This is a genomic window from Nonomuraea sp. GTA35, assembly GCF_041950525.1.
Taxonomy (GTDB): Bacteria; Actinomycetota; Actinomycetes; order Streptosporangiales; family Streptosporangiaceae; genus Nonomuraea.
The window spans coordinates 548,912-574,278 of sequence record NZ_JBGNUV010000003.1; the positions used below are offsets into that span (position 1 = coordinate 548,912).

At 71.5% G+C, this 25,367-nt stretch carries 23 protein-coding genes; 8 read left to right on the forward strand and 15 right to left on the reverse strand.

Translation table 11 applies throughout. The features are described 5' to 3' along the window. Nucleotides 1-48 precede the first annotated feature (48 nt). The gene (locus tag ACBJ32_RS15720; protein WP_375127323.1) at nucleotides 49-2,103 is read left to right on the forward strand and encodes an APC family permease; all 2,055 of its coding nucleotides are present in this window, start codon (nucleotides 49-51) and stop codon (nucleotides 2,101-2,103) included. Here ACBJ32_RS15720 and ACBJ32_RS15725 read toward each other — a convergent pair. Continuing rightward, complete coding sequence (locus ACBJ32_RS15725; RefSeq protein ID WP_375127324.1) at nucleotides 2,083-3,702, reverse strand: alpha/beta hydrolase; 1,620 nt, start codon at nucleotides 3,700-3,702, stop codon at nucleotides 2,083-2,085. The genes ACBJ32_RS15720 and ACBJ32_RS15725 overlap by 21 nt on opposite strands. A gap of 88 nt (nucleotides 3,703-3,790) precedes the next feature. Here ACBJ32_RS15725 and ACBJ32_RS15730 point away from each other — a divergent pair, with 88 nt between their 5' ends. The 3 genes from ACBJ32_RS15730 (at nucleotide 3,791) to ACBJ32_RS15740 (ending at nucleotide 6,147) form a co-directional block, all read left to right on the forward strand. Further along, nucleotides 3,791-5,020 carry a class I SAM-dependent RNA methyltransferase gene (locus ACBJ32_RS15730; RefSeq protein ID WP_375127325.1) on the forward strand — a complete coding sequence of 410 codons (1,230 nt, stop codon included), beginning with the start codon at nucleotides 3,791-3,793 and terminating at the stop codon, nucleotides 5,018-5,020. Nucleotides 5,021-5,327: 307 nt separating this feature from the next. Further along, on the forward strand, nucleotides 5,328-5,594 hold the full coding sequence (locus tag ACBJ32_RS15735) for a DUF397 domain-containing protein (protein ID WP_375127326.1): 267 nt from the start codon (nucleotides 5,328-5,330) through the stop codon (nucleotides 5,592-5,594). A gap of 175 nt (nucleotides 5,595-5,769) precedes the next feature. Continuing rightward, nucleotides 5,770-6,147: a hypothetical protein gene (locus ACBJ32_RS15740; protein WP_375127327.1), complete on the forward strand. Its 378-nt coding sequence runs from the start codon at nucleotides 5,770-5,772 to the stop codon at nucleotides 6,145-6,147. An 87-nt stretch (nucleotides 6,148-6,234) separates the two neighbouring features. On the opposite strand, the gene ACBJ32_RS15745 is transcribed toward ACBJ32_RS15740, so the two are convergent. The 3 genes from ACBJ32_RS15745 to ACBJ32_RS15755 form a co-directional block, all read right to left on the reverse strand. Continuing rightward, the gene (locus tag ACBJ32_RS15745; protein WP_375127328.1) at nucleotides 6,235-6,462 is read right to left on the reverse strand and encodes a hypothetical protein; all 228 of its coding nucleotides are present in this window, start codon (nucleotides 6,460-6,462) and stop codon (nucleotides 6,235-6,237) included. A gap of 70 nt (nucleotides 6,463-6,532) precedes the next feature. Next, nucleotides 6,533-7,798 (reverse strand): 3-phosphoshikimate 1-carboxyvinyltransferase, encoded by a 1,266-nt coding sequence (gene aroA, locus ACBJ32_RS15750; RefSeq protein WP_375127329.1) that lies wholly within the window; start codon nucleotides 7,796-7,798, stop codon nucleotides 6,533-6,535. A gap of 165 nt (nucleotides 7,799-7,963) precedes the next feature. Further along, nucleotides 7,964-8,224, reverse strand: a complete 261-nt coding sequence (locus ACBJ32_RS15755; protein WP_375127330.1) for a PadR family transcriptional regulator — start codon at nucleotides 8,222-8,224, stop codon at nucleotides 7,964-7,966. 70 nt (nucleotides 8,225-8,294) lie between these two features. Here ACBJ32_RS15755 and ACBJ32_RS15760 point away from each other — a divergent pair, with 70 nt between their 5' ends. Beyond that, nucleotides 8,295-10,031, forward strand: coding sequence for an HAD hydrolase family protein (locus ACBJ32_RS15760; protein WP_375127331.1), 1,737 nt, complete (start codon nucleotides 8,295-8,297; stop codon nucleotides 10,029-10,031). Nucleotides 10,032-10,055: 24 nt separating this feature from the next. Here ACBJ32_RS15760 and ACBJ32_RS15765 read toward each other — a convergent pair whose 3' ends face one another. The 6 genes from ACBJ32_RS15765 to ACBJ32_RS15790 all read right to left on the reverse strand — a co-directional run bounded on the left by ACBJ32_RS15765 (nucleotide 10,056) and on the right by ACBJ32_RS15790 (nucleotide 14,199). Next, a complete protein-coding gene (locus tag ACBJ32_RS15765) occupies nucleotides 10,056-10,727 on the reverse strand; it encodes a DUF3159 domain-containing protein (RefSeq protein WP_375127332.1) in 672 nt (223 codons plus the stop codon). 4 nt (nucleotides 10,728-10,731) lie between these two features. Further along, nucleotides 10,732-11,118, reverse strand: a complete 387-nt coding sequence (locus ACBJ32_RS15770; RefSeq protein ID WP_043614113.1) for an OB-fold nucleic acid binding domain-containing protein — start codon at nucleotides 11,116-11,118, stop codon at nucleotides 10,732-10,734. A 28-nt stretch (nucleotides 11,119-11,146) separates the two neighbouring features. Beyond that, on the reverse strand, nucleotides 11,147-11,785 hold the full coding sequence (locus ACBJ32_RS15775) for a DUF3710 domain-containing protein (RefSeq protein ID WP_375127333.1): 639 nt from the start codon (nucleotides 11,783-11,785) through the stop codon (nucleotides 11,147-11,149). 82 nt (nucleotides 11,786-11,867) lie between these two features. Then, nucleotides 11,868-12,308, reverse strand: coding sequence for a dUTP diphosphatase (gene dut, locus ACBJ32_RS15780; protein ID WP_357868412.1), 441 nt, complete (start codon nucleotides 12,306-12,308; stop codon nucleotides 11,868-11,870). After that, the gene (locus ACBJ32_RS15785; RefSeq protein ID WP_375127334.1) at nucleotides 12,305-12,859 is read right to left on the reverse strand and encodes a PaaI family thioesterase; all 555 of its coding nucleotides are present in this window, start codon (nucleotides 12,857-12,859) and stop codon (nucleotides 12,305-12,307) included. The genes dut and ACBJ32_RS15785 overlap by 4 nt, the downstream gene beginning before the upstream one ends. An 11-nt stretch (nucleotides 12,860-12,870) precedes the next feature. Further along, complete coding sequence (locus ACBJ32_RS15790; protein WP_375127335.1) at nucleotides 12,871-14,199, reverse strand: AI-2E family transporter; 1,329 nt, start codon at nucleotides 14,197-14,199, stop codon at nucleotides 12,871-12,873. A gap of 301 nt (nucleotides 14,200-14,500) precedes the next feature. Here ACBJ32_RS15790 and ACBJ32_RS15795 point away from each other — a divergent pair, with 301 nt between their 5' ends. Further along, complete coding sequence (locus ACBJ32_RS15795) at nucleotides 14,501-16,657, forward strand: DUF6351 family protein (protein ID WP_375127336.1); 2,157 nt, start codon at nucleotides 14,501-14,503, stop codon at nucleotides 16,655-16,657. 51 nt (nucleotides 16,658-16,708) lie between these two features. Here ACBJ32_RS15795 and ACBJ32_RS15800 read toward each other — a convergent pair whose 3' ends face one another. Next, nucleotides 16,709-17,938, reverse strand: coding sequence for an MFS transporter (locus ACBJ32_RS15800; RefSeq protein WP_375127337.1), 1,230 nt, complete (start codon nucleotides 17,936-17,938; stop codon nucleotides 16,709-16,711). A gap of 57 nt (nucleotides 17,939-17,995) precedes the next feature. Between ACBJ32_RS15800 and ACBJ32_RS15805 the strand changes: the two genes are divergently transcribed. Continuing rightward, entirely contained in the window at nucleotides 17,996-18,514 is a 519-nt protein-coding gene (locus tag ACBJ32_RS15805; RefSeq protein ID WP_375127338.1) for an ArsR/SmtB family transcription factor, read from the forward strand. A gap of 34 nt (nucleotides 18,515-18,548) precedes the next feature. Here the strand turns inward: ACBJ32_RS15805 and valS are convergent, their stop codons facing one another. Beyond that, nucleotides 18,549-21,062, reverse strand: coding sequence for a valine--tRNA ligase (valS, locus tag ACBJ32_RS15810; protein WP_375127339.1), 2,514 nt, complete (start codon nucleotides 21,060-21,062; stop codon nucleotides 18,549-18,551). 78 nt (nucleotides 21,063-21,140) lie between these two features. Between valS and ACBJ32_RS15815 the strand changes: the two genes are divergently transcribed. Further along, entirely contained in the window at nucleotides 21,141-21,425 is a 285-nt protein-coding gene (locus tag ACBJ32_RS15815; RefSeq protein ID WP_357868393.1) for a DUF4235 domain-containing protein, read from the forward strand. Here ACBJ32_RS15815 and ACBJ32_RS15820 read toward each other — a convergent pair. From ACBJ32_RS15820 to ACBJ32_RS15830, 3 genes are read right to left on the reverse strand one after another with little or no spacing between them, the layout of a single operon-like run. Continuing rightward, a complete protein-coding gene (locus ACBJ32_RS15820) occupies nucleotides 21,358-22,791 on the reverse strand; it encodes a trehalose-6-phosphate synthase (RefSeq protein ID WP_357868390.1) in 1,434 nt (477 codons plus the stop codon). The two genes, ACBJ32_RS15815 and ACBJ32_RS15820, sit on opposite strands and share 68 nt — an antisense overlap. Before the next feature lie 18 nt (nucleotides 22,792-22,809). Then, nucleotides 22,810-24,345 carry an FAD-dependent monooxygenase gene (locus tag ACBJ32_RS15825; protein ID WP_375127340.1) on the reverse strand — a complete coding sequence of 512 codons (1,536 nt, stop codon included), beginning with the start codon at nucleotides 24,343-24,345 and terminating at the stop codon, nucleotides 22,810-22,812. Beyond that, nucleotides 24,342-25,289 carry an MBL fold metallo-hydrolase gene (locus ACBJ32_RS15830; protein WP_375127341.1) on the reverse strand — a complete coding sequence of 316 codons (948 nt, stop codon included), beginning with the start codon at nucleotides 25,287-25,289 and terminating at the stop codon, nucleotides 24,342-24,344. Before ACBJ32_RS15830 ends, ACBJ32_RS15825 begins: the two co-directional genes overlap by 4 nt. Nucleotides 25,290-25,367: the final 78 nt, after the last annotated feature.

Below are 25,367 nucleotides of genomic sequence, written 5' to 3' on the forward strand. Positions count from 1 at the left end.
GGGGAGCGCCGCGTTTAGGGCCTCGGCATGGGGCTAGCATCTCGTTACGTGGCGAAGGTAACGGATCTTGTCAAACGCTTGCTCGTGGGACGCGCCCTGCGAAGCGGGCAGCTCCACGAGCAACTACTCCGCAAACGGATCGCACTGCCGGTCTTCGCGAGCGACGCGCTCTCGTCCGTCGCTTACGCCCCCCAAGAGATCCTGGTCATCCTCTCCCTGGCCGGCGTCTCCTTCTACTCCTTCAGCCCCTGGGTCGCCATCGCCGTCGTGGTCGTGATGCTCACGGTCGTGGCCTCGTACCGGCAGAACGTGCACGCCTATCCCAGCGGCGGCGGCGACTACGAGGTCGCCACCACCAACCTCGGCAAGAACGCCGGGCTCACCGTGGCCAGCGCGCTCATGGTCGACTACGTGCTGACCGTCGCGGTGTCCGTCGCGAACGGTGTCGACTACGTCGGCGCCACGATCCCGTTCGTGGGGCAGCACAAGCCCGCCGTCGCCATCGTCATCGTCATCCTGCTCACCGTGGTCAACCTGCGCGGCATCCGCGAGTCCGGCGCCGCCTTCGCCATCCCCACGTACGCGTTCATGATCTCCGTCCTGGGCCTGATCGCCTGGGGCGGGTTCCGGCTGCTGGTGCTGCACGAGGACATCGAGGCGCCGAGCGCGCACTTCACGATCGAGCCCGAGCAGCACAACCTCACCGCCTTCGCCGCGGCGTTCCTGGTGCTGCGCGCGTTCTCGTCGGGCTGCGCGGCGCTGACCGGTGTGGAGGCCATCAGCAACGGCGTGCCCGCCTTCAGGAAGCCCAAGAGCAAGAACGCGGCCACCACGCTGCTGATGATGGGCCTGGTCGCGATCACGATGTTCAGCGGCATCATCGCGCTCGGCCTGGCGTCGGGCGTGAAGGTGGCCGAGCCGTCGGTGGTCGCCGAGGACCTGCTCAGGCCGGACGGCACGCCCGTCGGCCCCGGCTACTACCAGCAGCCGATCATCTCGCAGGTGGCCGACGCCGTGTTCGGCGGCGGTTCCGTGCCGTTCATCGTGATCTCCGCGGTGACGGCGCTGATCCTGTTCCTGGCGGCGAACACCGCCTTCAACGGCTTCCCGGTCCTCGGCTCGATCCTGGCGCAGGACCGTTACCTGCCGCGCCAGCTCCACACCCGGGGCGACCGGCTGGCCTTCTCCAACGGCATCATCATCCTGGCGCTGGGCGCGTGCCTGCTGCTGTGGGGGTTCCAGGCGGACGTCAGCCGCCTGCTGAACCTGTACATCGTCGGCGTCTTCGTCTCCTTCACGCTCAGCCAGACCGGCATGGTCATCCACTGGACCCGCCACCTGAAGACCGAGACCGACCCCAGGATCCGCCACCAGATGCACCGCTCCCGCGTGATCAACTTCTTCGGCGGGGTCATGACGGGGCTGGTGCTGATCGTGGTACTGCTGACGAAGTTCCTGGTCGGCGCGTGGATCGTGGTGATCGCGATGCCGGTGCTGTTCCTCATGATGAAGGGCATCAGGCGCCACTACGACAAGGTGGCGGCCGAGCTGGAGCTCACCGAGGACTACGAGCCGGCCATGCTGCCCGCCCGCAACCACACGATCGTGCTCGTCTCGAAGCTGCACAAGCCCACCATGCGCGCCCTGGCGTACGCCCGCGCCACCCGTCCGTCCACGCTGGAGGCCATCACGGTCGGCGTGGAGGGCGACGAGGCGCGCAAGCTGCAGGAGGAGTGGGAGCGGCGGGGCATCCCGGTGCCGCTGAAGATGCTCGACTCGCCGTACCGGGAGATCACGCAGCCGATCCTCGACTACGTCAAGACCATCCGCCGGCGCTCGCCACGCGACGTGGTGACCGTCTTCATCCCCGAGTACGTGGTCGGCCACTGGTGGGAGCACCTGCTGCACAACCAGAGCGCGCTGCGGCTGAAGGCGCGGCTGCTGTTCAAGCCCGGCGTGATGGTGACCAGCGTGCCGTGGCAGCTCCACTCGTCCGACCGGCTCAAGGGCAGGCCGGAGCCGTTCGCGCCGGGGGCGGTGCGGCGGCCGTGGCACCATGCGGCCAAGGAGGAGTCGCAGCGGCTAGCCGACAAGCGCCCGTAGCCGCCACGTGTCGTGCGGGCCCCAGCCCGGGGGCGCGGCCACGGCGGCCCAGCCGTCGACGATGTTGGCGCCGTACCGGTGGCCGTGGCCCGGCGGCACGTCCAGCGCGCTCGTCATGTCCACCAGCACCTGCCAGAACGTCACCAGCGGGAACCAGTTCATCTCCGGGTTCACCCCCGGCCCGCGCGGGCCCTCCAGCCACCCGGGCCTGCGGTAGATCAGCCGGGGCGACCACCACACGACGGGGTCGGAGGCGTTCTGCAGGTAGACCACGCGCGGGCGCGGCCACGGCGCGGCCGGCCGGTGCAGGTCGGCGGGGTGCTGGGCGAACCTGGCGGTCCTGCCGTCCTGGTAGACGGGCCGCCACACGGGGCTGCCGCGATCGCGGCCGCCGGTCAGGCGCTGCCAGATGGGGTTGGCGTTCGGCGGCCCCACGAACACCGCGCCGTCCGCCCGCGCCACCAGGTCGGCCAGGTCACCGAACGACTGCTCCAGCTCGTAGGAGCCCAGGCTCTCGCCCGACAGCAGCAGCCTCGGCCGCGCCCCGGCCGGCAGCCGCGCCCACCGCTCGCGCACGGCCTCGAACAGCGCCCTGCCCGCCGCCGCCGCCTTCTCCCTGTCGACCAGGAACGACACCCAGCTCGGCAGGTACGAGTACTGCATCGCGACCATCGCGGAGCGGCCGTTGTACATGTACTCCAGGGTGTCGGCGATGTGCGGGTCGACCCAGCCGGTGCCCGTGGTGCCGAGCACGGCCAGCACGGGCCTGCCGAACGCGCCGGTGCGCTCCAGCTCGCGCACGGCCAGCGCCGCCTGGGCGGCCGGCGAGGCCGCGCTGTCAAGGCCGATGTAAACCCTGATCGGCTCCGTGGCCGGCCTTCCGGAGAAGGCCTGCAGCCGCGCGGGCGTCGCCGCCGTGCCGGTGAACCGGCGGCCCTCCCGGCCCAGCGACTGCCAGCTCACCAGCGACCTCGGCCCGCCCGACAGGTACGCCGAGCCCGGCGGGCGCACGCCCGGATGGGTGCCCTCGTTCGCGACGGAGGAGATGTCGCTCATCCTGGTCACGAACCCGTTGAACAGCACGTCGTTGGCGAACACCGCCACCAGCGACCCGATGACCAGCACCCCGACGGCATGACCCACGTACGCGGGGACGTACCGGTCGAGCCAGGCGTTCAGCTTGCGCCCCCCGAGCCGGACGAGCCTGGCGGCCAGCAGCGCCGCGCCGAACAGGACGAGCGTCACGGCCAGGATCACCGGCGGGAACCAGGTGATCCGCGTGTCCATCCCCATCAGCGCCCGCAGGTCGCGCTGCCAGTCGAAGCTGTACCACAGCGCCACCACCGCCAGCACGCCGCACCCGGCCAGCATCACCCGCCAGGCGGCCCGCCGCCCCCGCTCGGGCAACCGGATCACCGTGCGGCACAGCGCGCCGACGGCCGCGCCCACCGCGTACCCGAGTATGCCGGTGACCGCCCCCATCACCCCCTGGTACAGCCACGTGCGGGGCAGCAGCGACGGCGTCAGCGAGGCGCAGGCGAACAGCGTGGCCACCAGCGTCCCCCCGAACCCGAGCCGCCGCCGCACCACCCTTCCCATGAACACTCAGCGTAATGGATCAAGTCCGATAAGTGGTCATCCGGGTAAGGGCACTAAAGTGTCGGATGTGGAACAGGTATCTCTCGAGTTGACGGTAGGTCCGGTCGCCCATGGCGGCTGGTGTGTGGCGCGCCACGAAGGGCGGGTGGTGTTCGTACGGCACGCCTTGCCAGGCGAGCGGGTGATCGCCGACGTCACCGAGGAGACCTCTCGCTTCCTGCGGGCCGACGCCGTCGAGATCCTCGAGGCCTCCCCCGACCGCGTCGTCCCGCCCTGCCCCTACGCGGGCCCGGGCCGCTGCGGCGGCTGCGACTGGCAGCACGCCACGCTGGAGGCCCAGCGCCGCCTCAAGGCCCAGGTCGTCAGCGAGCAGCTGCGCCGCCTGGCGGGCATCGAGCGCGAGGTCGTCGTGGAGGAGGTGCCGGGGGCCAAGGACGGGCTCGGCTGGCGCACCCGGGTGCAGTTCGCCGCCACCTCCACCGGTGAGCTCGGCTTCCGCCGGCACCGCTCGCACGACATCGAGGTCGTGGACGCCTGCCTGATCGCCCACCCCGAGGTGGAGGCGGCCGGCGTCGAGGACCACCTGTGGCCGGGCGCCGCCGGTGTCGAGGTGATCGCCTCCTCGGGCGGCGACCGCGCCGTCGTCGTCGCCCCGCGCGCCCGGCGTAGCGTCACCGTCCCCGACCTGGAGGCGCCCGCCTCGGTCCTGCTCGACCAGGGCAAGGGCCGCACGGTGCCGCGGCGCGGCTCGGGCGTGCTGCACGAGCAGGTCGGCGACCGGGAGTTCCGGGTCGCCGGGAGCGGCTTCTGGCAGGTGCACCCCGGGGCCGCCGAGACCCTGCTGGACGCGGTGCTCGCCTACGCCGCCCCCGAGCCCGGCGAGTGGGCGCTCGACCTCTACTGCGGGGTCGGCCTCTTCGCGGCCGGCCTGGCGGAGGTCGTGGGCCCGGAGGGAGCGGTGTTCGGCCTGGAGTCGGAGGCCGCCGCCGTCCGCGACGCCCGCGCCAACCTCCGCGACCTGCCCCAGGCCCGGGTGGAACGGGGCCGCGTGGAGGAAGCCCTGGACCGCTTCCAGATCGAACGCGCCGACCTCGTCGTGGTGGACCCGCCCCGCGCCGGCCTGGGCCGTGACGTGGTGGAACGCATCGTCTCCCTGGACGCCCTGCGCATCGTCTACGTGTCCTGCGACCCGGCCACGCTGGCCCGGGACCTGGCCTGGCTACGCGACGGCGGCTACACCCTTTCCGACCTGCGCGCCTTCGACGCCTTCCCGATGACCCACCACGTGGAATGCGTCGCCCTCCTGGTCAAGGAGTAGGGGACGTCAAGCCCGCCCACCCGCCGTCTCGATCACCGAGCGGCCCCATGGAGCCCGCCCCGAGCGGTCCTCGCCTCCGGGCCGGGCTCCGTCCCTCGCGGATCGCCCCTGCGGCGTGGAGGGCGGCGAGAGTGATGGCGGCCCCGTAGCCGCGCCGGCGGTGGCCGGCCAGTCGGCCCCGTCCCTGCACGGGACCTCCCGGCCTCGACGGGCGGAGCCGCCCGATCCCCGTGTCAACCGTGCATCCGTCTATACCAACGAGAAGATACATATAGACCAAGCGCTACGCCTGCTTTAGCATGCCGTCATGACCAGCAGTTCTCACACAGTCACCGAGAGCGACACCACCTCTCGCCCCTTGACGGATCTGTACGGCACCGACCTCGACGAGGTGCCGTTCAGCAGGCTCTGCGGTGGCGGCCGGCAGGACGAGGATGGCGAGGGCTGCGTCCTGATCGCCCCGATCCCAGGCATCGAGGACGCCTACGCCCTGCGCGACTCGAAGAACCCGGACGCCGGCACCCTCCGCTTCACCGGCGACGAGCTACGCGCCGCCGGGCTGTCCACGCTCTGAGCCCCTCGCGAAGGGCCGCGGATGACCCTGCCAGGCCGGCACACCCGGCATCGGCAACGCCGGGCGCACCCTGCTCGAAGGCCGCCTGCACCCGGCTCCCGGACTGCCCATCCCGGGTGTCGGCGCCCGATGGGCGAATGTCTCCCACGCCACAGCCAGACGGAAGGAGAGTCACGTGACCGATACGCATGACCGCCGTCCCAGAGACGCCCCCCGAGCGGAGAGCGCGGGCGCCCAGGACGCCGGCAGCGGCGAACCCCGCACCCCCGTCTTCGAGCCCCCGCATTTCTTCCCGCACCCGGAACCCCCGCGGCCGGGATACTTCAGGATCGCCTGGGGCCCATCGGTGGGCAGAGGCGTCAGGGCCAGGATCCGCGGCCACACCTGCGAGTGCCTGCCGACGATCTACGAACTGCTCGCCATAGGCGGCCTGGTGCACATCCGCCGAACCGAGAGAACCCCGCGAGGCGAGCGGGTCCGTGAAAGCCCCTGGGTCAGGACGGCGCAGGGACTCGCGCTCTGGGCCGCCCTGCTCGAAGGGCGCGCCCGATAGGCCGCCGAGGCCCGCTCCCCTGGCAGCGGGAGGCCCCTCGCGACCCTTCCTTCCACCGAGGGCCTCCCGCACCGGGCACGGCGGGTCTCAGTTCAGCCCGTACTCGTGGCTGTCGTCGTCCGTGTCCGCGCACTCAGCCGTCGTCGCCTGCACGACCATCGGCGTGCCCATCTTGATGACGTAGGCCACCCCGTCGTCGCACATGACGAGGGACGGCCCGTGGACGTCCAGGTCGTCGCCGGCGAGCGCGGGTACGGCGGCGAGGAGCAGGGCGGCTGCGGTCATGGTGAGGGCGGCCAGGGCGCTTTTGTACATGGTGATCCCCCGATGCGAGGTGAGGTGGTCGTTCGCCTGCCTTCGTACCCGCACATGTGGATCAGGAGGTTCAGGGTTCGATGCGAAGATCTTTACCAGGGTGGATCCCCCACTCCTCCCGCAGCTCCGCCAGCGCCTCGTGGAAGCCGGGGAACGTCTTCCTCACGCATCCGGGGTCGTCCAGCGTGATCCCCGGCGCGCGCAGCCCCGTGACGCTGAACGACATGGCGATCCGGTGGTCACCGTGGCAGGCGATCTCGGCGGCGCGGGGCCGGGCCGGGGTGATCTCGATCCAGTCGCGGCCGAGGCTCACCGGCACGCCCAGCCGCCGCAGGTTCTCGGCGCACGCCTCCAGCCGGTCGCACTCCTTGACGCGGGTGTTGTACACGTCCTCGATCCGGACGGGGCCGTCGGCGAACGGAGCGATGGCGGCGAGCGTGGGGACGGTGTCAGAAATGTCGCGCATGTTGACGGTCAGGCCCAGCAAGCGGCCCGTACCGGTGACGGTCATGGAATCAGGTGACATGTCGACCGCAGCGCCCATCCGTTCCAGCACCTCGGCGAAGCGCACGTCCCCTTGCAGCGCCCCGGAGCCCAGCCCGGGGACCGTGATGGTGTTCCCGGTCAGGGCGGCGGCGGCGAGCGGGTAACCGGCCGTGGAGGCATCGGGCTCGATGGCGTAGTCGGCCGCCTCGTACCCCTGCGGCGGCACGTGGAACGTGGCCCCCTCCCGCCGCACCTCGACCCCGAAGCTGCGCATCATCGCCAGCGTGATCTCCACGTACGGCGCCGACACGAGATCGGTGACGGTGATCTCCAGCCCCTCGGCGGTCAGCGGCCCGACGAGCAGCAACGCGGTGAGGAACTGCGAGGACAGCCCCGCGTCCAGCGTGATCCGCCCGCCCTTGATGCCGCCGGCCCGCACGGTCAGCGGGTGATGCCCCTCCTGCCCCTCATGTGTCAGGTCCACGCCCAGCTCGCGCAGCGCCCGGGTGAGGGGCCCGAGCGGGCGGCGGCGCATCTGCGGGGAGGCGTCGAAGCGGAACACGCCGCGCCCGGCCGCCGCCAGCGCGGGCAGGAACCGCGCGGTCGTGGCACCGTCGCGGCAGAACACCTCCGCCTCCCCGTACGCGGGCCCCTCCGGCCGGCCCACGATCGTCCACGCCTCCGGCCCCCGCTCCACCCGGTAACCGAGCGCGGCCAGGCCCTCCGCGAACCCTTCCGTGTCGTCGGAGACCAGCGGGCGCCTCAGCACGGTGGTGCCGCGCGCGGCGGCGGCGAGGAACAGGGCGCGGGCGGTGACGGACTTCGAGCCTGGAACCTGCATGATCGTCATACCGGGAGCCTAGACGCGAAGCCCGGGGTGGGCCGCCGGGCTCAGCTCCCCGCCCCGGCCGCCGGCGCCCTCAAGCCTGAGCACGAGCAGGGCGATGGATGCCAGGAGCGCGGCGATGTTGAGCGCGTCCCGCCGGCAACCGCCGAAAGCCCCGCTCCAGCGCCGTCACGCGCCGCTCCCCAGCGTCCCGAGGTCGTGCCGTGAGCGCAGCCGCGCGGTCGCGGTCTCCACGTTGCGCCGCAGTTGCCCGGTCTCGGCCGCCAGCCGTTCCTCCCCGGCCGGGGTGAGCCGGCAGTGGCGCCGCGCCCGCCCGTCCACAACCTCCTCCCGCTCGGCCTCGACCAGCCCTTCCCCTTCCAGCCGGTCGAGCGCCGCGTACAGGGTGCCGGCACGCAGCCGCACCCGCTCCCCCGGAGATAGCGGCAAACGGGACAAAGTTCACCTGTCTTTCACCTGCCCCGCTGGATGCCGGCCTGCCCAGGGGTAGAGAGCGAGCATGCGCTACAACGTGCTGGCCTGCGACTACGACGAGACCCTGGCCAGGGACAGCCAGGTGGACGAGGCGACGATCGAGGCGCTGGAGCGGCTGTCCCGGGCCGGGTTCAAGCTGCTGCTGGTCACCGGGCGCGAGCTGGACGACCTGCTCTCGGTCTTCCCGCACCCGGCGCTGTTCGACCTGATCGTGGCCGAGAACGGCGGCCTCCTGTACGACCCGCGCCAGCGGACCTGCGACGCCCTCGCCGCACCCCCGCCCGCCGAGCTGGCCGAGCGGCTGCGGGTGGAGGGGGTGAGCCCGCTGGGCGTCGGCCAGGTGCTGATCGCCACCCGCGAGCCCCACGACGTGCACGTCCTGGGGCTCATCCGCGAACTGGGCCTGGAGCTGCAGGTCATCTACAACAAGGGCGCCGTCATGGTGCTGCCTCCCGGCGTGAACAAGGCCACCGGCCTGTGCGCCGCCCTCGACCGCCTGGGCCTGTCACGGCACAGCGTGGTAGCGGTCGGCGACGGTGAGAACGACCACGCGTTCCTGACCGCCGCCGAGTGCGGCGCCGCCGTCGCCAACGCCCTGCCCGCGCTCAAGGACGCCTGCGACCTGTGCCTGGACGAGGCGAACGGGCGCGGCGTGAGCGAGCTGGCGGGGCTGCTGCTGACGGGCGACCTCGACGAGCTGGACCTGCCGCGCCACCACGTCCTGCTCGGTCACGCGGGCGAGGAGGAGGTGCGGCTGCCCTCGTACGGGATCGGCCTGCTGGTGGCGGGCCCGTCCGGCAGCGGCAAGTCCACGGTCACCACCGCGCTGCTCGAACGGCTCACCGGCGACGGCTACCAGTGCGCCATCGTGGACCCGGAGGGCGACTACGCGGAGTACCCGGGCCTCACCGTGCTCGGCGACCCCGACCGGGTGCCGGCCGTGGACGAGGTCGCGCACGTCCTGGAGCAGCCCGGCCACAGCGTCGTGATCAACCTGATCGGCCTGCAGCTGCGCGACCGCCCCGCGTACTTCGCCGAGCTGCTGCCCCGCCTGGCCGGCCTGCGCGCCAAGCTGGGCCACCCGCACTGGCTCATCCTGGACGAGGCCCACCACCTGATGCCCGCCGAGGTACGCCACGTGCCCATCCAGGATCCCGGCGACCTGGGCGCGCTCCTGTTGATCACCGTTCATCCCGACGCGCTGAGCCCCGCCGCGCTCCGCCTGGTCACCAGCACGATCGCGGTGGGCAGGGAGCCGGGGAACACGCTGGCCGCCTTCGCCGCCGCCCGCGGCCTCGACGCGCCCACGCTGCGCCCCGCCCCGAAGGGCGATCTCGCGCTCTGGCAGGACGGTGCGGAGTACGCACGCGAGCTGACCCTGGCCCCCGCCCGAGCCGAGCGCACCCGGCACCGGCGCAAGTACGCGGCCGGCACCATGGCCAAGGACAAGAGCTTCTACTTCATCGGGCCGGAGGAACGGCTCCGGCTGCGGGCCAGGAACCTGCACACGTTCGTCGAGCTGAGCGAGGGCGTGGACGACGACACCTGGCTGCACCACCTGCGGCGCGGCGACTACTCGGCGTGGATCCGCGACAAGCTGGGCGATGCCGAGCTGGCGGAGGAGGTGGCCGCCGTCGAAGGCACGCCGGAAGGCGACCTGTCGCCGCGGGACAGCAGGCAGCGCGTGGCGGACCTCATCGGCGCCCGCTACACCCTGCCCGCCGAGCCCACCGACTTCGACCCGGACCACCGGGGCCGCTGACTTCCCGGCCCCGCCGCGGGCAGGTCAGGCGGGTGCGACGGGTGGCTTGATCGGTGTGCGGCCGCGGCCGAGCACCCACAGCATGGCCGCCAGCGCGGCGACCTGCAGCGGCCACCCCATCACGATCTTGGCGAAGCCGAGCGCCGCCACCGCCTCGTCGCCGCCGCCGAACAGGTACACCGGCCCCTGCACGGCCACCCGGACCGCGCAGGGCAGCATGAGCAGCCACGTCAGCCGCGTGCACAGCCGCACGATGCCGGGATCCTTGTGCCAGGCGGTCGGATCACCCGTCACCGACCCGATCAGGAAGCCGACGACCGGCCACCGCGTGACGATCGAGATCAGCATCGCCACCGCGTAACCGGCGTTGTACAGGATGCCGGGCAGGAAGTAGTCCTTCGCGTCGCCCGATCTGCTGGCGAAGAACGCGCCGATCGCGATGCCGATCAAGCTGTTGATCACGAACTGCGGCGTGGACCGCTGGACGACCCGCACCACCAGCAGCAACACCGCCAGCGAGATGCTGATGATGAGCGACAGCTTCAGGTCTTCCGTCGTGATCCAGGACAACGTGAACGCGATCGTCGGGACGGCCGCCTCGATGATGCCGCGCACGCCGCCGAGCGCCTTGGCGAGCTGTGCTCGCACCGCCGCCTCAACGGTGTCGTGGGCAACCTCTTCCGCCTCAGCACTCACCTGATCAACTCCCTGGGCGCAGCTCGTAACGCGGATTGAACATCACCTTGCGCCCGTCCTGCATGCTGACCAGGCCCTCGGCCTTGACCGTGCGGCCCGGCTCGATGCCCGCGATCTTGCGGCGGCCGAGCCAGACCAGATCGATCACGTCGGACCCGTCGTAGAGCTCGGCCTCGAGAGCAGGGGCGCCGCCCCTCGGACGCAGAGTCACTGTACGTAGCGTACCCGCCACACAGAAGCGGCGGCGACCGCCACACGAGACGATCGGGGTGGCGCCGACCTCGTCGGCGTCCTCCCGGAGTTCCTGGGCCTCTATCTCGGACTGGCTGGTGGCCAGCCGACTGAAGAACCCGCGCAATCCCCCACGTTTAGGGGGTTCTGCCGTACTCATGATGCATCAGCCTATGTGATGTCAGCTCTTAGCGAATCTCACTGATTTCAGGTCCTCGCTTGAACGGGTTGAGACCCGGCCGCTGCTCGCTCGTCTCGCCCGACTGCTCGTTCGGACGGCGCAGTGGAATGGGCTCCTCGCGAGCCATCGGCTCGTCGCCGCGGACGACCACGACGTCCTTGATGAAGTCGAGGTACGCCTGCGCGACCGCGTCGTCGACCGCCGCCTTGCCGGAGATCACCGCCAGCAGGAACCAGCGGGGGCCGTCGATGCCGAGGTAGCGGGCCGGGCGGCTGTTGCCCTCGACCTTCATCTCGCCGGCCAGCTCGCTGCCGAACGGCCCCTGCCGCTCCTCCAGGTGCTTGGCCTGGGACAGGATCTTGGTCCTCACCTCGTCCCACAGGCCGGAGCTGCGCGGCGCGGCCAGGGCCTGGAGCTGCAGCGAGCTCTCCTCGTACAGGACGACCACCCCGACGTGCTGATCCCCGACGGAGGCCAGCCGCACGTCGAAGTCGGGGTTGTGCGGCAGCCGCAGGCCGCCCAGGTCGATCCGCTCGGCCTCCGGGTGCGGCTCGTCGGCGTCCCACGGGCCGGACTCCCGCGATGGCGCGGCAGACTCCTGCTCGATCGCCTGCTCCGGCTGCTCACGACGACGACGTCGGAACACGTTCCTCACTCTCCCTGCTCATCGGGCCGCTGCCGGGCCCGTAGTTCGTCGGGCCCCGCAGGGACCCCTTCCCACGCCACGATCAGCGCCCCGTCGATCCGAAGCCGCCGGCGCCGCGCACGGACTCCGGCAACCGCCCGGCCTCCACGAACGCCACCCGTTCCACCCGCTGGATCACCAGCTGCGCCACCCGGTCACCCCGCCGCAGCCTGAACGGCTCCTTGAGGTCGGTGTTGATCACCGTGACCTTGATCTCGCCCCGGTAACCGGCGTCCACCGTACCCGGCGCGTTGACCAGCGTGACGCCGTGCCTGGCCGCCAGCCCGGAACGCGGATGCACGAACGCGGCATACCCGTCGGGCAGGGCGATCGCCAGCCCGGTGCCGACGACGGCCCGCTCGCCGGGCATCAGCTCCACGTCCTCGGCCGCGTAGAGGTCGGCTCCCGCGTCTCCCGGATGGGCGTACGACGGGATCGGCAGCTCGGGGTCGAGCCGCTGGATGAGGACCTCTGCTCCGCTCAAGGGTTCACCTCGTAGTCCTGATGTTCGGCGGCGATGGCGGCCAGATCACCGTGCTTGGCGAAGTGTTCCATGTTCACCTCGATGAACAGCGCTGCCGCGCGGACGGCGACCGGCCCTTCTGGAGCGCCGATGCGCCCCTCTGCCTCAAGGTACGCCTTTCTGCCGTCGATGCCGTTGCACCAGGCGCGCAGGTGGAGTGTCGTGCCCACGGGAACGGGGAGCAGGTAGTCGGTCTCCAGCCGTCCCGTCACGTAGGGCTTGTGGAACAGGTAGACGGACATTCCGATGACCTCGTCCATGGCGGCGGCCAGGACGCCGCCGTGCGCCAGCCGCGGCGCTCCCTGGTGGGCCTCCCCCACCGTGAACTCCGCCTCCACGGTGGCGCCGTCGGGGGTCCTGGCGTTGAGGTGCAGTCCGGTCGGGTGCCCGGTGCCGCAGCCGAAGCACTGGCTGTAGTGGGAGCCCAGCGTGCTGCCCGCCGGTGGCGCATCGGGATGCGCGGCGGGCTTCGGGGCGCCGGGCGGCGGGGTGGTGAGGGAGGAACGCGTCACGGGTGACGAGGTTACTCCGTGTCCTCCCCCCGCTTGTCCCCAGCGGCCACCGACACGATCGGGCCTTCCGATCGGGTCAGGGAAGCGTCAGGCCGTGTCGCAGGAGTGCCGGGCCGCCGGGTCGCGGGTGCGTCGGGCCCCTCGTCGCGACCGCCGGGCCCCTCGTCCCGATCGCCGGGACCGCCCTCGCCGCCCCGGAACCCGCCGTCCCCGTCGCCCGGGCCGGGCGGTGGTGACGGCGGTGGTGACCCGCCGGAGGCGGCGTCCTCGTGGCCCGGTGGCAGCTCCGGTGGCTGATGTCGCAGCTCGGGCAGCGCCCGGTAGATCACCGCCGCCACCGGCACGGCCACGGCGGCCCCGGCGATGCCCGCCAGGATGCCCCCGATGGACAGCACGAGGATGATGGCCAGCGGGTGGAAGTGCAGTGCCCGCCCCACGATCAGCGGCTGCAGCACGTGGTTCTCCAGCTGCTGCTCCACGATGAGGATGCCGAGGAAGATCAAGGCGTACACGAGCCCCTTGGCCCCCAGGGTGACCAGGGTCGCGATCGTCCCGGCGAAGAAGATGCCGACGATCGGGATGAAGCTGGCGAAGAAGATCAGCACGGCCAGCGGTGCCCACAGCGGCACCCCCATCCCGGCCAGCACGATCCCCATGATCAGGCCGTGCACGGCGGCCACCGCCACCGTGCCCTGGACGTAGTGGGAGAGCGTGGCCCACGCGGCCCGCCCCGCCCGGTCGACGCGCGGCGCCACCCCGCCGAACGCCCTCAGGAACCACGTCCAGATCCGGTCGCCGTCCTTGAGCAGGAAGAACGTCACGAACAGCAGCAGCACGATGGACGCGAGCACCTCGACGGCCACCGCGCCGGCCGACAGCACCGTGCCGGTGATGGCCGTGCGCTGCGCGTTGAGCATGGCCGCGATCTCGTCGACGTAGCCGGTGATCTGCGTCTGCTCCAGGTGCAGCGGGCCCTCGATCAGCCAGGCCTGCACGGACCTGGCCGTCTCCTGCACCTGCTCGACCAGGTTGGGGAACTCCTCGCCGGCCCGCGCGCCCACCAGCCAGCCGGTGCCGACGAGCACGGCCAGGGCCACCAGCATGGTGCTCCAGGTGGCGTAGATGGGCCGCATGCCGGCGTTGCGCAGGGCGTTCGTCAGGGGGAAGAGCAGCGCCGTCAGCAGGAGCGCGATCGCCACGGGCAGAGCCACGAACGCCAGGCGGGCGATCGCCTGGACGATGAAGTAGACGACCACGCCGACGAGGATCAGGCACCCACTCCATGCGGCCATCCTGGCCAGCACGGGCGGCACGAGCTTGGTGGGGCGGTCGGTCAGCACGTGTTCAAGACTGGCACGTCCGGGCGCGGGATGCGCGCGGATAAAGGGCCGGCAGCTATGAGCGTAATGGAGCGGCACCTCCGCGCCCGGCTCATCGGCGTCGCTTCGCCCGGGCGGGGCGCACGCGGAAGAAGGCCAGGTGAAGGAGCTGATGCGCGCATGTGAAGAGGCGAGGCAGGCCAGGCGCGCGCATGCGAGGGAGGCGAGCCGCGCCGCGCGAAGGAACAGCGTGGCCCGGTGGTGTTCACGCCTCGGAGATCGGGCCTGTGCAAGGGCGGGGGCGCGTGTCACCGTCATGGTCATGAAGGCTGTGGTGGTCCTCACCGTGCTGGCGTCCCTCGTCGCCGCCCCCGCCCCCGCGTACGCCTCCCGCGCCGCCCTGGCGCTGGAGGTGCTCTCCAGCCGCCCCGACCAGGTGACCGGCGGCGACGCCCTGATCAGGGTCCGGGGTACGGGCGGCGCCCGGCTCAGGGTGCTCCGCAACGGCGAGGACGTCACGGCGGCCTTCAGGCGGACCGGGGACGGCCTCACGGGCCTGGTGAGCGGCCTGGCGGTCGGCGACAACACGCTCACCGCCACCGCCGGGCCGCGCAGGCGCAGCACGCTGAAGGTGCGCAACCATCCCGTCCAGGGCCCGGTCTTCTCCGGCGCGCACCAGTACCCGTTCCTGTGCAAGACCGAGCGCAGCGGCCTGGGCCCGCCCGTCGCGGACAACCAGGACGGCCAGGGCATGCGCGTCCCCGGCGGCTGGAGCAGGGACTGCTTCGCCCCCACGGTCACCGACCGCCTCTACCGCTCCACGGACGGCGCCTACAGGCCGATGCCCGCGCAGGGCCGCCCCGCCGACCTGGCCACGACCACGCTGCTGGACGGCCGTACGGTCGACTTCGTGGTCCGGCGGGAACGCGGCGTGATCAACCGCTTCCTCTACTCGATCGCCATGCTGGAAGGCGGCTGGAACGGCAGGGCGATGTACCGGTTCGACGGCGGCGTGGGCATCGGCCACGACCAGGGCACCCTAGGCGGCAGCGCCCTCGACCCGTACGGCCTGGGCCAGGGCTACGCGATCCTGCACTCGTCGGGCACCCGTACCTCGACCCACTACAACCTGATCCTGGGCGGCGAGACGGCCCTGATGGTCAAGGAGCGCTTCGTCGAGCAGCACGGCCTGCCGCTCTACACGGTCGGCGTCGGCGGCTCCGGCGGCGCCATCCAGCAGTACATCTACGCCCAGAACCACGGCGACCGGGTGATCGACGCCGCGATCCCGCAGTACTCGTACCCGGACATGGTCACCCAGACCATCCACGTGGGCGACTGCGAGCTGCTCGAACGCTACATGGACGCCCATCCCCGCTGGGCGCGGTGGGACGAGCGCACGGCCCTGATCGGCATGAACGCCAGCGACACGGTCGTCAACCCGACCACCGGCAGGCCGGGCTCCGACGAGTGCGTCAGCGGCTGGCGCGGCCTGACCCCGCTGACCATGAACCCGCTGTGGACGAACAACGACGACCCCGAGTGGCAGCGTATGGACCCGCCGGGCGTCAAGGACACCGTCCAGTGGACGCACTGGGACGACCTGCGCAAGGTGTACGGGGTGGACGAGCACGGCTACGCCCGTTCGACGTGGGACAACGTGGGCGTCCAGTACGGGCTGGAGGCGCTGACCGGCGGCGTGATCACCCCGGAGGAGTTCCTCGACCTGAACGCCGAGGCGGGCTCGTGGAAGGAGGCGGCCGACATGGTGCGGGAGGGCTGCCCGTTCGTGCCGTCCGCCTGCCCGGCCGACTTCGACCCGTGGAGCGCCCGCAACGCTAACCTGAGCGGCGATCCCGCCCCGAGGCGCACCGGCGACCCGGAGGCGATCAGGAACGTGCGGAGCAGCGGCCTGGTGTTCGGCGGCGACGTCGACCTGCCGGTCATCGACTGGCGGCACTACCTGGAGGAGCAGCTCGACATGCACAACGCGCACCAGTCGTTCGCCTCCAGGAAGCGCATGCTGGACCACGACGGCCGGGCCGGGAACCAGGTCATCTGGTTCACCGACGCCCGTCCTGACGGGCCGAGGTCCGACCAGACGCCCGAGGCGCTGCGGGTGATCGACGCCTGGATGGCGAATATCCGGAAATATCCGGCGCGCGGCGTCGCCGGGAACAGGCCGCCCCAGGCCGTGGACCGCTGCTTCGCCACGGACGGCACCGAGCTCGCCGCCGGCCCGCACGTCTGGGACGGCATCCTCGACCGCCGCGCCCCCGGCCCGTGCACCCAGCGCTTCCCGCTCTACGGGACCTCGCGCACGGTGGCGGGCGGCCCGATCGAGGGCGGCGTCCACAAGTGCCGCCTGCAGCCGGTCGAGCGGGCCGTCGCCAGGGGCCTGTACGGCTCGTGGCGCCCGACCTCCGAGGAGCAGGCCAGGCTGAAGCAGATCTTCCCGACGGGTGTCTGCGACTACTGAAAGCCGTCGCCCGCCCGGGCCACGGCTGGCGCGCCGCCACCCGCCGGGCGGCTACTGACGGTCCTCCAGCACAGGCAGCTCGCGCATCGTCCGCATGGGCGAGCTGAACACCCACAGGAACGCCAGGCAGGCCCCGACGCCGGCGACCACCAGCGTGTTCCTGATGCCGATCACCTCGCCCAGCACGCCGCCGAGCACCCCGCCCAGCGGCATCGTCCCCCACACGAGGAAGCGCATGGTGGCGTTCATCCGGCCGAGCAGCTCCTCAGGCGTGGCGGCCTGGCGGAAGCTGAGCTGGGTGACGTTGTAGACGACCACGCCCGCCCCCGCGAAGAACTCGTACCCGACGACCAGCCCGAGCCGCCAGTCGGCCTGCACCCACGGCAGCAGGAACGTCAGCGGCGCGGGGATCGCGATGGCCAGCCACATCGTCGGCCCCTGCCCCAGCCACCGGGCCAGCCGCGCGTTGAGCACCGCGCCCACGATGCCGCCGAGCCCGCCCGCGGCCATGAGCAGCCCGATCGTGCCCGCGCCCACGTCCAGCTCCCCGGCCAGCAACAGCAGCAGCATGGGGTGGGCGATCGCGGAGAACAGGTTCGCGGTGCCCGTGCAGCCGGCGATGCGGCGCAGCAGCGGGTGCCCGAACACGAACCTGACGCCCTCGCCGATCTCCTTGCCCAGATGCGCGCGGGGCCGCTCCTGGCGCGTCTCCCGCTTGCGGATGGTGCCCAGGCACAGCGCCGACCAGGCGAATCCGGCCACGGTGATGACCAGCGCGAACGGCGCGGTGAGGAACTGGATCAGGTAGCCGCCCACGCTCGGCCCGCCGAGCTGCGCCACCGTTCGCACGATCTCCAGCGTGGAGTTGCCCTCGACCAGCCGCTCGCGCCCGACGAGGTGCGGCAGGTAGCTCTGGTACGCGGCGTCGAAGAACACGGTGAACACGCCGAGCACCAGCGCCACGGCGTAGAGCTGGTAGATCGTCAGCACGTCCAGCCACCAGGCGAGCGGCACGGAGGCCAGCGCCAGCGCCCGCGCCCAGTCGCTGACCACCATCACCATGCGCTTGCGCCGCCGGTCCACGATCGCGCCCGCGGGCAGCCCGATCACTACGAACGCCAGCGTCTCGCACGCGGTCAGCAGCCCCAGCTCGAACGGCGAGACGTGCAGCGCGGTCACCGCCACCAGGGGCAGGGCCAGGAACAGGAGCTGGGTGCCGACCTGGCTGGCGGTGTCCGCCAGGAACAGCCCCCGGAAGTCGTGCTCGCGTAAGAGGCTCACCAGCCGAACCTCTCATAACCGATTGGCGAATTTCAACCGGTTGTAGGGTGACCTGCCATGGGCACCAGACGCCGCCCCGCGACCGAGGCCGAGGCCCGCGCGCTGGCCTCCGCCATCCGGCTGCGCATCCTGCGCCTCTGCCTGGACCAGGCGCTGACGAACAAGGAGATCGCCGACCGGCTCGGCGCGAACCCCGCCACGACCCTGCACCACGTCCGCAAGCTGGTGCACACCGGGTTCCTGGTGGCCGAGCCGAGCAGGCCCGGCCCGCGCGGCTCGACCGAGATCCCCTACCGGGCCACCGGCAAGTCGTGGGAGATGGACGTCCGCGAGAGCGGCGTGGCCGGCGGCAGAGCCGCCATGCTCGACGCCTTCCTGGAGGAGATCAGGCTGGTGGACGTCGAGGAGGGCAGCTTCACCAGGCTCGGGCTCAGGCTCACGCCGCAGGGCCATGCCGAGCTGCTCGAACGGCTGCATGAGGTGTTCGACGACTTCGCGCGACGGCAGCCGCCGCCGGGCGGCGAGGCGTACTCGCTGTTCGTCGCCCTCCACAGAGACGTGTCCAGAGACGCGTGATGCCGGGCGCGCGTGCGCCCGGCATCACGACGGGTCAGCCGAGGTGGACCTCGACCTTGAGCGTGTCACCGTAGTCGAGCACGAACTCCTCGACGTTGCCCGCCGCGCACAGGTCGTCCTGCGCCTGCCGCACCAGCTCCACGTCCGGCGCCCACACGGTCAGCCGCGACACCTCGGCCCGCATCGACTGCTTGGCCTCGGACTTGGCCTTGCGCACCTGCCCGAGCACCTCCGAGGCCACGGCCAGCACGGCCGGGTCACCCGCGCCGCGCTCGGCGGCAGGCCAGGAGGCGCGGTGCACGGAACCCTCGCGCCACCACGACCACACCTCCTCGGTCACGAACGGCAGGAACGGCGCGAACAGCCGCAGCAGCACGTCCAGCGCCTGCCGCAGCGCCGCGTGCGCCGAGGCGGAGGCGGCGCCGGACTCGTACGCCCTGGCCTTGACGAGCTCCACGTAGTCATCGCAGAACGCCCAGAAGAACCGCTCCACGGCCTCGATGGCCCGCGTGTGGTCGAAGGCCTCGAACGCCTCCGTGGCCTCGCGCACGGCGTCGGACAGCGCCGCCAGCATGGCCAGGTCGAGCGGCTCGGTCACCTCGGCGGCGGACTCCTCGGCGGCCAGCCCCAGCACGAACTTCGAGGCGTTCAGGATCTTGATGGCCAGCCGCCGCCCGACCTTGAGCTGCCCGGCGTCGAAGGCGGTGTCGACGCCGTAGCGGCCGTTGGCCGCCCAGTAGCGCACCGCGTCGGAGCCGTGCTGCTCCAGCAGGTCGATCGGGGTGACGACGTTGCCCTTGGACTTGGACATCTTCTTGCGGTCGGGGTCGAGGATCCACCCCGAGATCGCCGCGTCGCTCCACGGCAGCGTGCCGAACTCGCAGTGCGACCTGACCACGGTCGAGAACAGCCAGGTACGGATGATCTCGTGGCTCTGCGCCCGCAGGTCGGCGGGGAAGACGCGCCGGAACAGCTCGTCGTCGCTGCCCCACCGGCCGGCGATCTGCGGGGTCAGCGACGAGGTGGCCCAGGTGTCCATGACGTCGGGGTCGGCCATGAACCCGCCGGGCACGCCGCGCTGCTCCTCGGTGTAACCGGGCGGCACGTCGGAGGACGGGTCGACCGGCAGCATGTCCTCGGTGGGCAGGATCGGCGCGTCGTGGACGGGCTGCCCGGTCTCGTCGATCGGGTACCACACCGGGAACGGCACGCCGAAGAAGCGCTGCCGCGAGATCAGCCAGTCGCCGGTGAGCCCCTCGACCCAGTTGTCGTAGCGCACCCGCATGTGCGGCGGGTGCCAGGTGAGCTCCCGCCCGCGCGCCAGCAGCCGCTCCCGCAGCTCTTCGTCGCGCCCGCCGTTGCGGATGTACCACTGACGGGTGGTGACGATCTCGAGGGGCTTGTCGCCCCTCTCGTAGAACTTTACCGTGCGCTGCACGGGCCGGGGCTCGCCCTCCAGGTCGCCGGACTCGCGCAGCAGCTCCACGATGCGCTCGCGGGCGCTGTGCACGGTCTTGCCGGCCAGCTCCTTGTACGGCTCCGCCTCCACGCCCTCGGGCGGCTCGGGCAGCAGCCGCCCGTCCCAGCCGATGACCGGCCGGGTCGGCAGGTGCAGCTCCCGCCACCAGGTGACGTCGGTGATGTCGCCGAAGGTGCAGATCATCGCGATGCCGGTGCCCTTGTCCGGCTCGGCCAGGCGGTGGGCCAGCACCGGCACCTCGGCCCCGAACAGCGGCGTCAGCACCGAGGTGCCGAACAGCTCCTTGTAGCGCTCGTCGTCGGGATGCGCGACCAGCGCCACGCAGGCGGGAATCAGCTCGGGCCGGGTCGTCTCGATCCAGACCGGGCCCTTCTCGCCGTAGAAGGAGATCTTGTGGAAGGCGCCGGGCCACTCCCGGTCCTCCAGCTCGGCCTGGGCCACGGCGGTGCGGAAGCTGACGTCCCACAGGGTCGGCGCCTCGGCGAGGTAGGCCTCGCCGCGCAGCAGGTTGCGCAGGAACGCCCGCTGCGAGACCGCCCGCGACTCGTCGCTGATCGTGGTGTAGAGCAGCGACCAGTCCACCGACAGGCCGATGCGCCGCCACATCTCCTCGAACGCCTGCTCGTCGACGGCGGTCAGCTTGTGGCACAGCTCCACGAAGTTGCGCCGGGAGATGGAGATCTCCCGCTTGCCCGGCTTGTCCGGCGGCACGAAGTCGGGGTCGTACGGCAGCGACGGGTCGCAGCGCACGCCGTAGACGTTCTGCACGCGGCGCTCGGTCGGCAGGCCGTTGTCGTCCCAGCCGATCGGGTAGAACACCGACTTGCCGAGCATCCGCTGGTAGCGGGCCATGATGTCGGTGTGCGTGTAGGAGAAGGCATGGCCGACGTGCAGGGAGCCGGACACGGTGGGCGGCGGCGTGTCGATGGAGTAGACCCGCTCGCGCGGCGCCGACCGGTCGAAGCGGTAGGTGCCCTCTTCCTCCCAGCGAGCTACCCATACCTGCTCCAAGCCGTCAAGAGTCGGCTTTTGGGGCATGGATGGACGGCGTAGTCGCTGTTGAGTCATGCCTCCTTATGGTACGGCTTCGCAGGCCCGGCAGGCGTTAGAGACTAGTGTTCGTTACAAAGGGGAAGGGAGATCGACATGACGGAGGACAAGCCCGATATCGCCTGGCGAGTCGTCGGCGGCCTGGTGGGGTTGGTGACGGCATGGGCGGCCAGGAAGATCCTCGGGTTCGCCTGGAAGAAGGCGACCGGCAAGGAGCCGCCCATCGACACCGACTCGCCCGAGGTCAGCATGGGCGAGGCGATCGGTTACGCCGTCGTCATGGGGGTCGGTATGTCGGTGGCGCAGATCGTGGTCAACCGGACCGCCAAGAAGCGCTACGACGCGTGGAAGTCACTGAAGCAGGTGACTCCAGGGCAGTGAGGAACTCGCTCGCCCAGCGGTCCACGTCGTAGGTGGCGACCCGGCGGCGCATCGTGCGCATCCGCCGGGCCAGCTCGTGCGGCGTGGCCCGCATGGCCGCCAGCATCTGCCGCTTGACGTCCTCCACGTCGTACGGGTTGACCAGGTACGCCTGCCGCAGCTCGTCGGCGGCCCCGGCGAACTCGCTGAGCACGAGCGCCCCATGCAGGTCGTGGTGGCAGGAGATGTACTCCTTGGCCACCAGGTTCATCCCGTCGCGCAGGGGCGTGACGACCATGACGTCGGCGGCCAGGTAGAGCGCGGCCAGCTCGTCGTGGCCGTACGACTGGTGGAAGTACCACACCGGCTGGTAGCCGAGCTGCGCGTGCTCGCCGTTGATCCGGCCGACCTGCAGCTCGATGTCGTCGCGCAGCTTCCTGTACTCGTCCACCCGCTCCCTGCTCGGCGTGGCGATCTGCACGAACACGGCCTCGCCCGGCTGCAGCCGCCCGTCCTTGAGCAGCTCGCCGAACCCTTCCAGGCGCTGCCCGATGCCCTTGGTGTAGTCGAGCCGGTCCACGCCCAGCAGCACGTGCTCGGGGTCGCCCAGCTCGACCCTGATCTCCTTGGCCCGGTCCACGATGCGCGGCTCGCGGACGAGCGAGTCGAGCTGCGCGAAGTCCACGGAGATCGGGAACGCCTGCGTGGTCACGACGCGGTCGTCGAGGAAGATCTCGTTCCCCTTGTACGGCAGCCCGAGCAGCCGCCGGCACAGCCTGCGGAAGTTCGAGGCCCCGCCCGGGAGCTGGAAGCCCACCAGGTCGGCCCCGAGCAGCCCTTCGACCAGCTCCTTGCGCCACGGCAGCCGCCAGAACAGCTCCGTCGGCGGGAACGGGATGTGCAGGAAGAACCCGATCCGCAGGTCGGGGCGGAGCTTGCGGAGCATCGCGGGCACGAGCTGGAGCTGGTAGTCCTGCACCCACACGACCGCGCCCTCCTCGGCCGCCTCGGCGGCGGCCTCGGCGAAGCGCTGGTTGACGCTGCGGTAGGTCTCCCACATCTCCCTGTCGAACACCGGCGTCGCGACCACGTCGTGGTAGAGCGGCCACAGGGTGGCGTTGGAGAAACCCTCGTAGTAGAGCTCGACCTCACGGGCGGACAGCGGGATCGGGATGAGGCTCATCCCGTCCTGTTCGAACGGCTCGAGCTTCTCGTCGGGCGCCCCGTGCCAGCCGGCCCAGGCTCCGTGACGGCGCTGCATCACCGGCGCGATCGCGGTGACGAGGCCGCCAGGACTCCTGCGCCACGAAGCCGTTCCGTCAGGCTCGATCGTGCGATCGACCGGCAACCGGTTCGCGACGATCAGAAACGAGCTACGGCCACTCAACGCAGTCCTCCTATGGGGTCATGTGTCAGGAAAGCCGCCAAGCGCACGGCTAACGGCGGCCACCACCGACTCCGGCCCCGCATGGGGGATGATCGCGGCGATGTGGGAATCGGGCCTGATGAGCCATGCCTCATCCGGCCCGGCGCCGAGCCTCTCAGCGAGCGAGCCAGTCCCATCCATCTCCGCGAGCCCGCGTACGGCGAGCGGCGCCGGTATCACCTTGCCCAGGACCTGCACAAACAAACTCGAATCACACATATCGCCCAGCATGACGAGGAATCCATCCCGGGTGTACTCGCGCAGCCTGCCCCCCGGCAGCGGCAGATCGGGCAGGATCACGCCGGGCGCGGGCGTGCACAGCGCCCCCTTCGGCGGCCGGCCCAGGAAGGGCCGGGCCGGCTCCGGCGTGGTCAGCGGCGAGTCCACGTACCAGAACGGCTCGGCGAACCGCCCCGAGTCCACCTCCTCGATCCGCCCGCCCTCCAGCGCCGCGCGCCTGCGCATCCGCTCCTCGACGGTCCTGGGGGCGAGGAAGCGCATGGTGGCGGCGGTGATCTCCAGGTTCTCCAGCGCGGCGGCGTGCCGCTCGGCATGGTAGGACTCCAGCAGCTCGGGCCCCGCCCAGCCGTTGAGCGCGAAGGCCAGCTTCCAGGCCGCGTTCTCGGCGTCCGGCACGCCCGAGTTCAGCCCTCGCGCCCCGAACGGGGCCACCAGATGGGCGCAGTCACCCGCCAGGAGGACCCGCCCGACCCGCATGCGGGAGGCGATGCGCGAGTGGAAGCGGTACGTGCTGTGCCACAGCAGCTCGTACGGCCGATCCCCAATGATTTGCCGGATTTTCCGCGATATTTCAACATCCGTTGGGATAAAGTCCGGCGCGATCTGCCAGTCGATCCGGTACGTGCCCCCGGGGCAGGGATGGATGAGCACCTGGCGGCCCGGGTTCCAGACGGGGTCGAAGTAGAAGCGCCGCTCGCTCTCCCAGCCGGGCAGGTCCGCCTTGATGTCGCAGATCAGGAACTGGTCCTCGAACGTCTCCCCGGAGAACGACACCCCCAGCGACGCCCGGATCCCCTGCGCCCTGGCCCCCGCGCAGACCAGCACGTACGGCGCGCGCAGCAACCGCTGACCGCAGTGCACCGTCACCCCCGAGGCGTCCTGGCTCAGCCCCGTGACCTCGTGGCCCCAGCGCACCTCGATGAGCGGCTGCCCGGCGATGGCCTCGTCGAGGATCTGCTCGGTGCGGGTCTGGGAGATGTTCACGCACGGCGGCAGCGGCCCCTCGCGCTCGAACGTCCAGGAGAACAGCTCGCGGTCGCGGTAGTAGGTGCGGGCCGTGGTCCAGGCCAGCCCCTCCTCGGCCACCTTGCCCGCCCCCGCGGCGGCCCAGACGTCGAGCACGTCGCGCTGCTGGCAGATGGACTTCGACCCGCCGCGCCCCCGCCCCTGCCGCTGGTCCAGCACCAGCACCTGCACACCCCACCGGGCCAGCAGCAGCGCGGCGCTCTGCCCGACCGGCCCGGCCCCGACCACGATGACCTGCGGCTCGCTCATGACTGCAGCTCGTCCCACACCTGACGGTCGCGCTCGGCGGTCCAGACGCGCGGGCGCTCGACGCCGTGCAGCTCGTCCCAGAGCCTGGAGACGTTGAACGGCAGGCAGTGCTCGAAGATCGGCCAGCGGCCGTAGCGGGGCTCCAGGGCGCGGTGCGTGCGCTCGAACGCCTCCTTCAGCGACCCGGCCCCGCCCACCTCGCGCAGCATCACGGCCAGGAAGTCGCGCGTCTGCCCGATGGCCGCCTCGACGCCCGCCTTGCCCCTGGCGACCGCGCCCCTGCCGCCGACCAGGGTCTCGGCGCCGAACGAGGCGACCCGGTCGAGGGTGCCCGAGGACCAGTCGCGGTGGAAGGCGTCGCCGGTGTAGAGGGCGGCCTGCGACTCGACGAGGTCGCCGGCGAACAGGATCCGGTGCTTCGGCAACCACGCCACCAGGTCGCCCTCGGTGTGGCCGCGCCCGCAGTACTGCAGCACCAGGTCGCCGCGCCCGCCGCCGAGGTCGATCGTGAAGCGGTCGCCGAACGTGGCCGTCGGCCAGGTCAGGCCGGGGATCGAGCCGGGGTCCTTGAACAGGCGGGGCATCCTGGCGTACTCGCTGGCCCAGTCCTGCTCGCCGCGCTCGGCGATCAGCTCGCGGGTCTTCTCGTGCGTCACGATCACGTCCGCGCCGAACGCCGACGCGCCCAGCACGCGCACCGCGTGGTAGTGCGACAGCACCAGGTACCGGATCGGCTTGGCGGTGTGCTCGCGCAGCCTGGCCAGCCACTCGCGGGCGGCCACCGGGGTGGCCAGCGCCTCGAAGCAGACGAGGAAGTCCTCGCCCTCGATCGCGCCCACGTTCGGGTCGCCCTCGGCGGTGAGCGCGTACACGCCCTCCGCGAGCACCTCCAGTGTCTGTTCCTTCTCGCCGAGATCCGCCGACGAGGCGAACGGTCTGGCCATCGCTTCTCCTCCCGCTCAGACGCCGGAGCCGGCCCGCGGGCGGCTCCGTCACAGGCATACCCCGCGGTGCTGCTCGAA

What these genes read in the sequence shown, in the direction of transcription:
- ACBJ32_RS15830 (WP_375127341.1), bottom strand. Translation starts at nt 25,289, where the DNA reads ATGGCCAGACCGTTCGCCTCGTCGGCGGATCTCGGCGAGAAGGAACAG.
- ACBJ32_RS15745 (WP_375127328.1), bottom strand. Translation starts at nt 6,462, where the DNA reads ATGTACAAAAGCGCCCTGGCCGCCCTCACCATGACCGCAGCCGCCCTG.
- ACBJ32_RS15815 (WP_357868393.1), top strand. Translation starts at nt 21,141, where the DNA reads ATGACGGAGGACAAGCCCGATATCGCCTGGCGAGTCGTCGGCGGCCTG.
- ACBJ32_RS15760 (WP_375127331.1), top strand. Translation starts at nt 8,295, where the DNA reads ATGCGCTACAACGTGCTGGCCTGCGACTACGACGAGACCCTGGCCAGG.
- ACBJ32_RS15795 (WP_375127336.1), top strand. Translation starts at nt 14,501, where the DNA reads ATGAAGGCTGTGGTGGTCCTCACCGTGCTGGCGTCCCTCGTCGCCGCC.
- aroA (WP_375127329.1), bottom strand. Translation starts at nt 7,798, where the DNA reads ATGACGATCATGCAGGTTCCAGGCTCGAAGTCCGTCACCGCCCGCGCC.
- ACBJ32_RS15825 (WP_375127340.1), bottom strand. Translation starts at nt 24,345, where the DNA reads ATGAGCGAGCCGCAGGTCATCGTGGTCGGGGCCGGGCCGGTCGGGCAG.
- ACBJ32_RS15770 (WP_043614113.1), bottom strand. Translation starts at nt 11,118, where the DNA reads ATGAGTACGGCAGAACCCCCTAAACGTGGGGGATTGCGCGGGTTCTTC.
- ACBJ32_RS15725 (WP_375127324.1), bottom strand. Translation starts at nt 3,702, where the DNA reads ATGGGAAGGGTGGTGCGGCGGCGGCTCGGGTTCGGGGGGACGCTGGTG.
- ACBJ32_RS15735 (WP_375127326.1), top strand. Translation starts at nt 5,328, where the DNA reads ATGACCAGCAGTTCTCACACAGTCACCGAGAGCGACACCACCTCTCGC.
- valS (WP_375127339.1), bottom strand. Translation starts at nt 21,062, where the DNA reads ATGACTCAACAGCGACTACGCCGTCCATCCATGCCCCAAAAGCCGACT.
- ACBJ32_RS15805 (WP_375127338.1), top strand. Translation starts at nt 17,996, where the DNA reads ATGGGCACCAGACGCCGCCCCGCGACCGAGGCCGAGGCCCGCGCGCTG.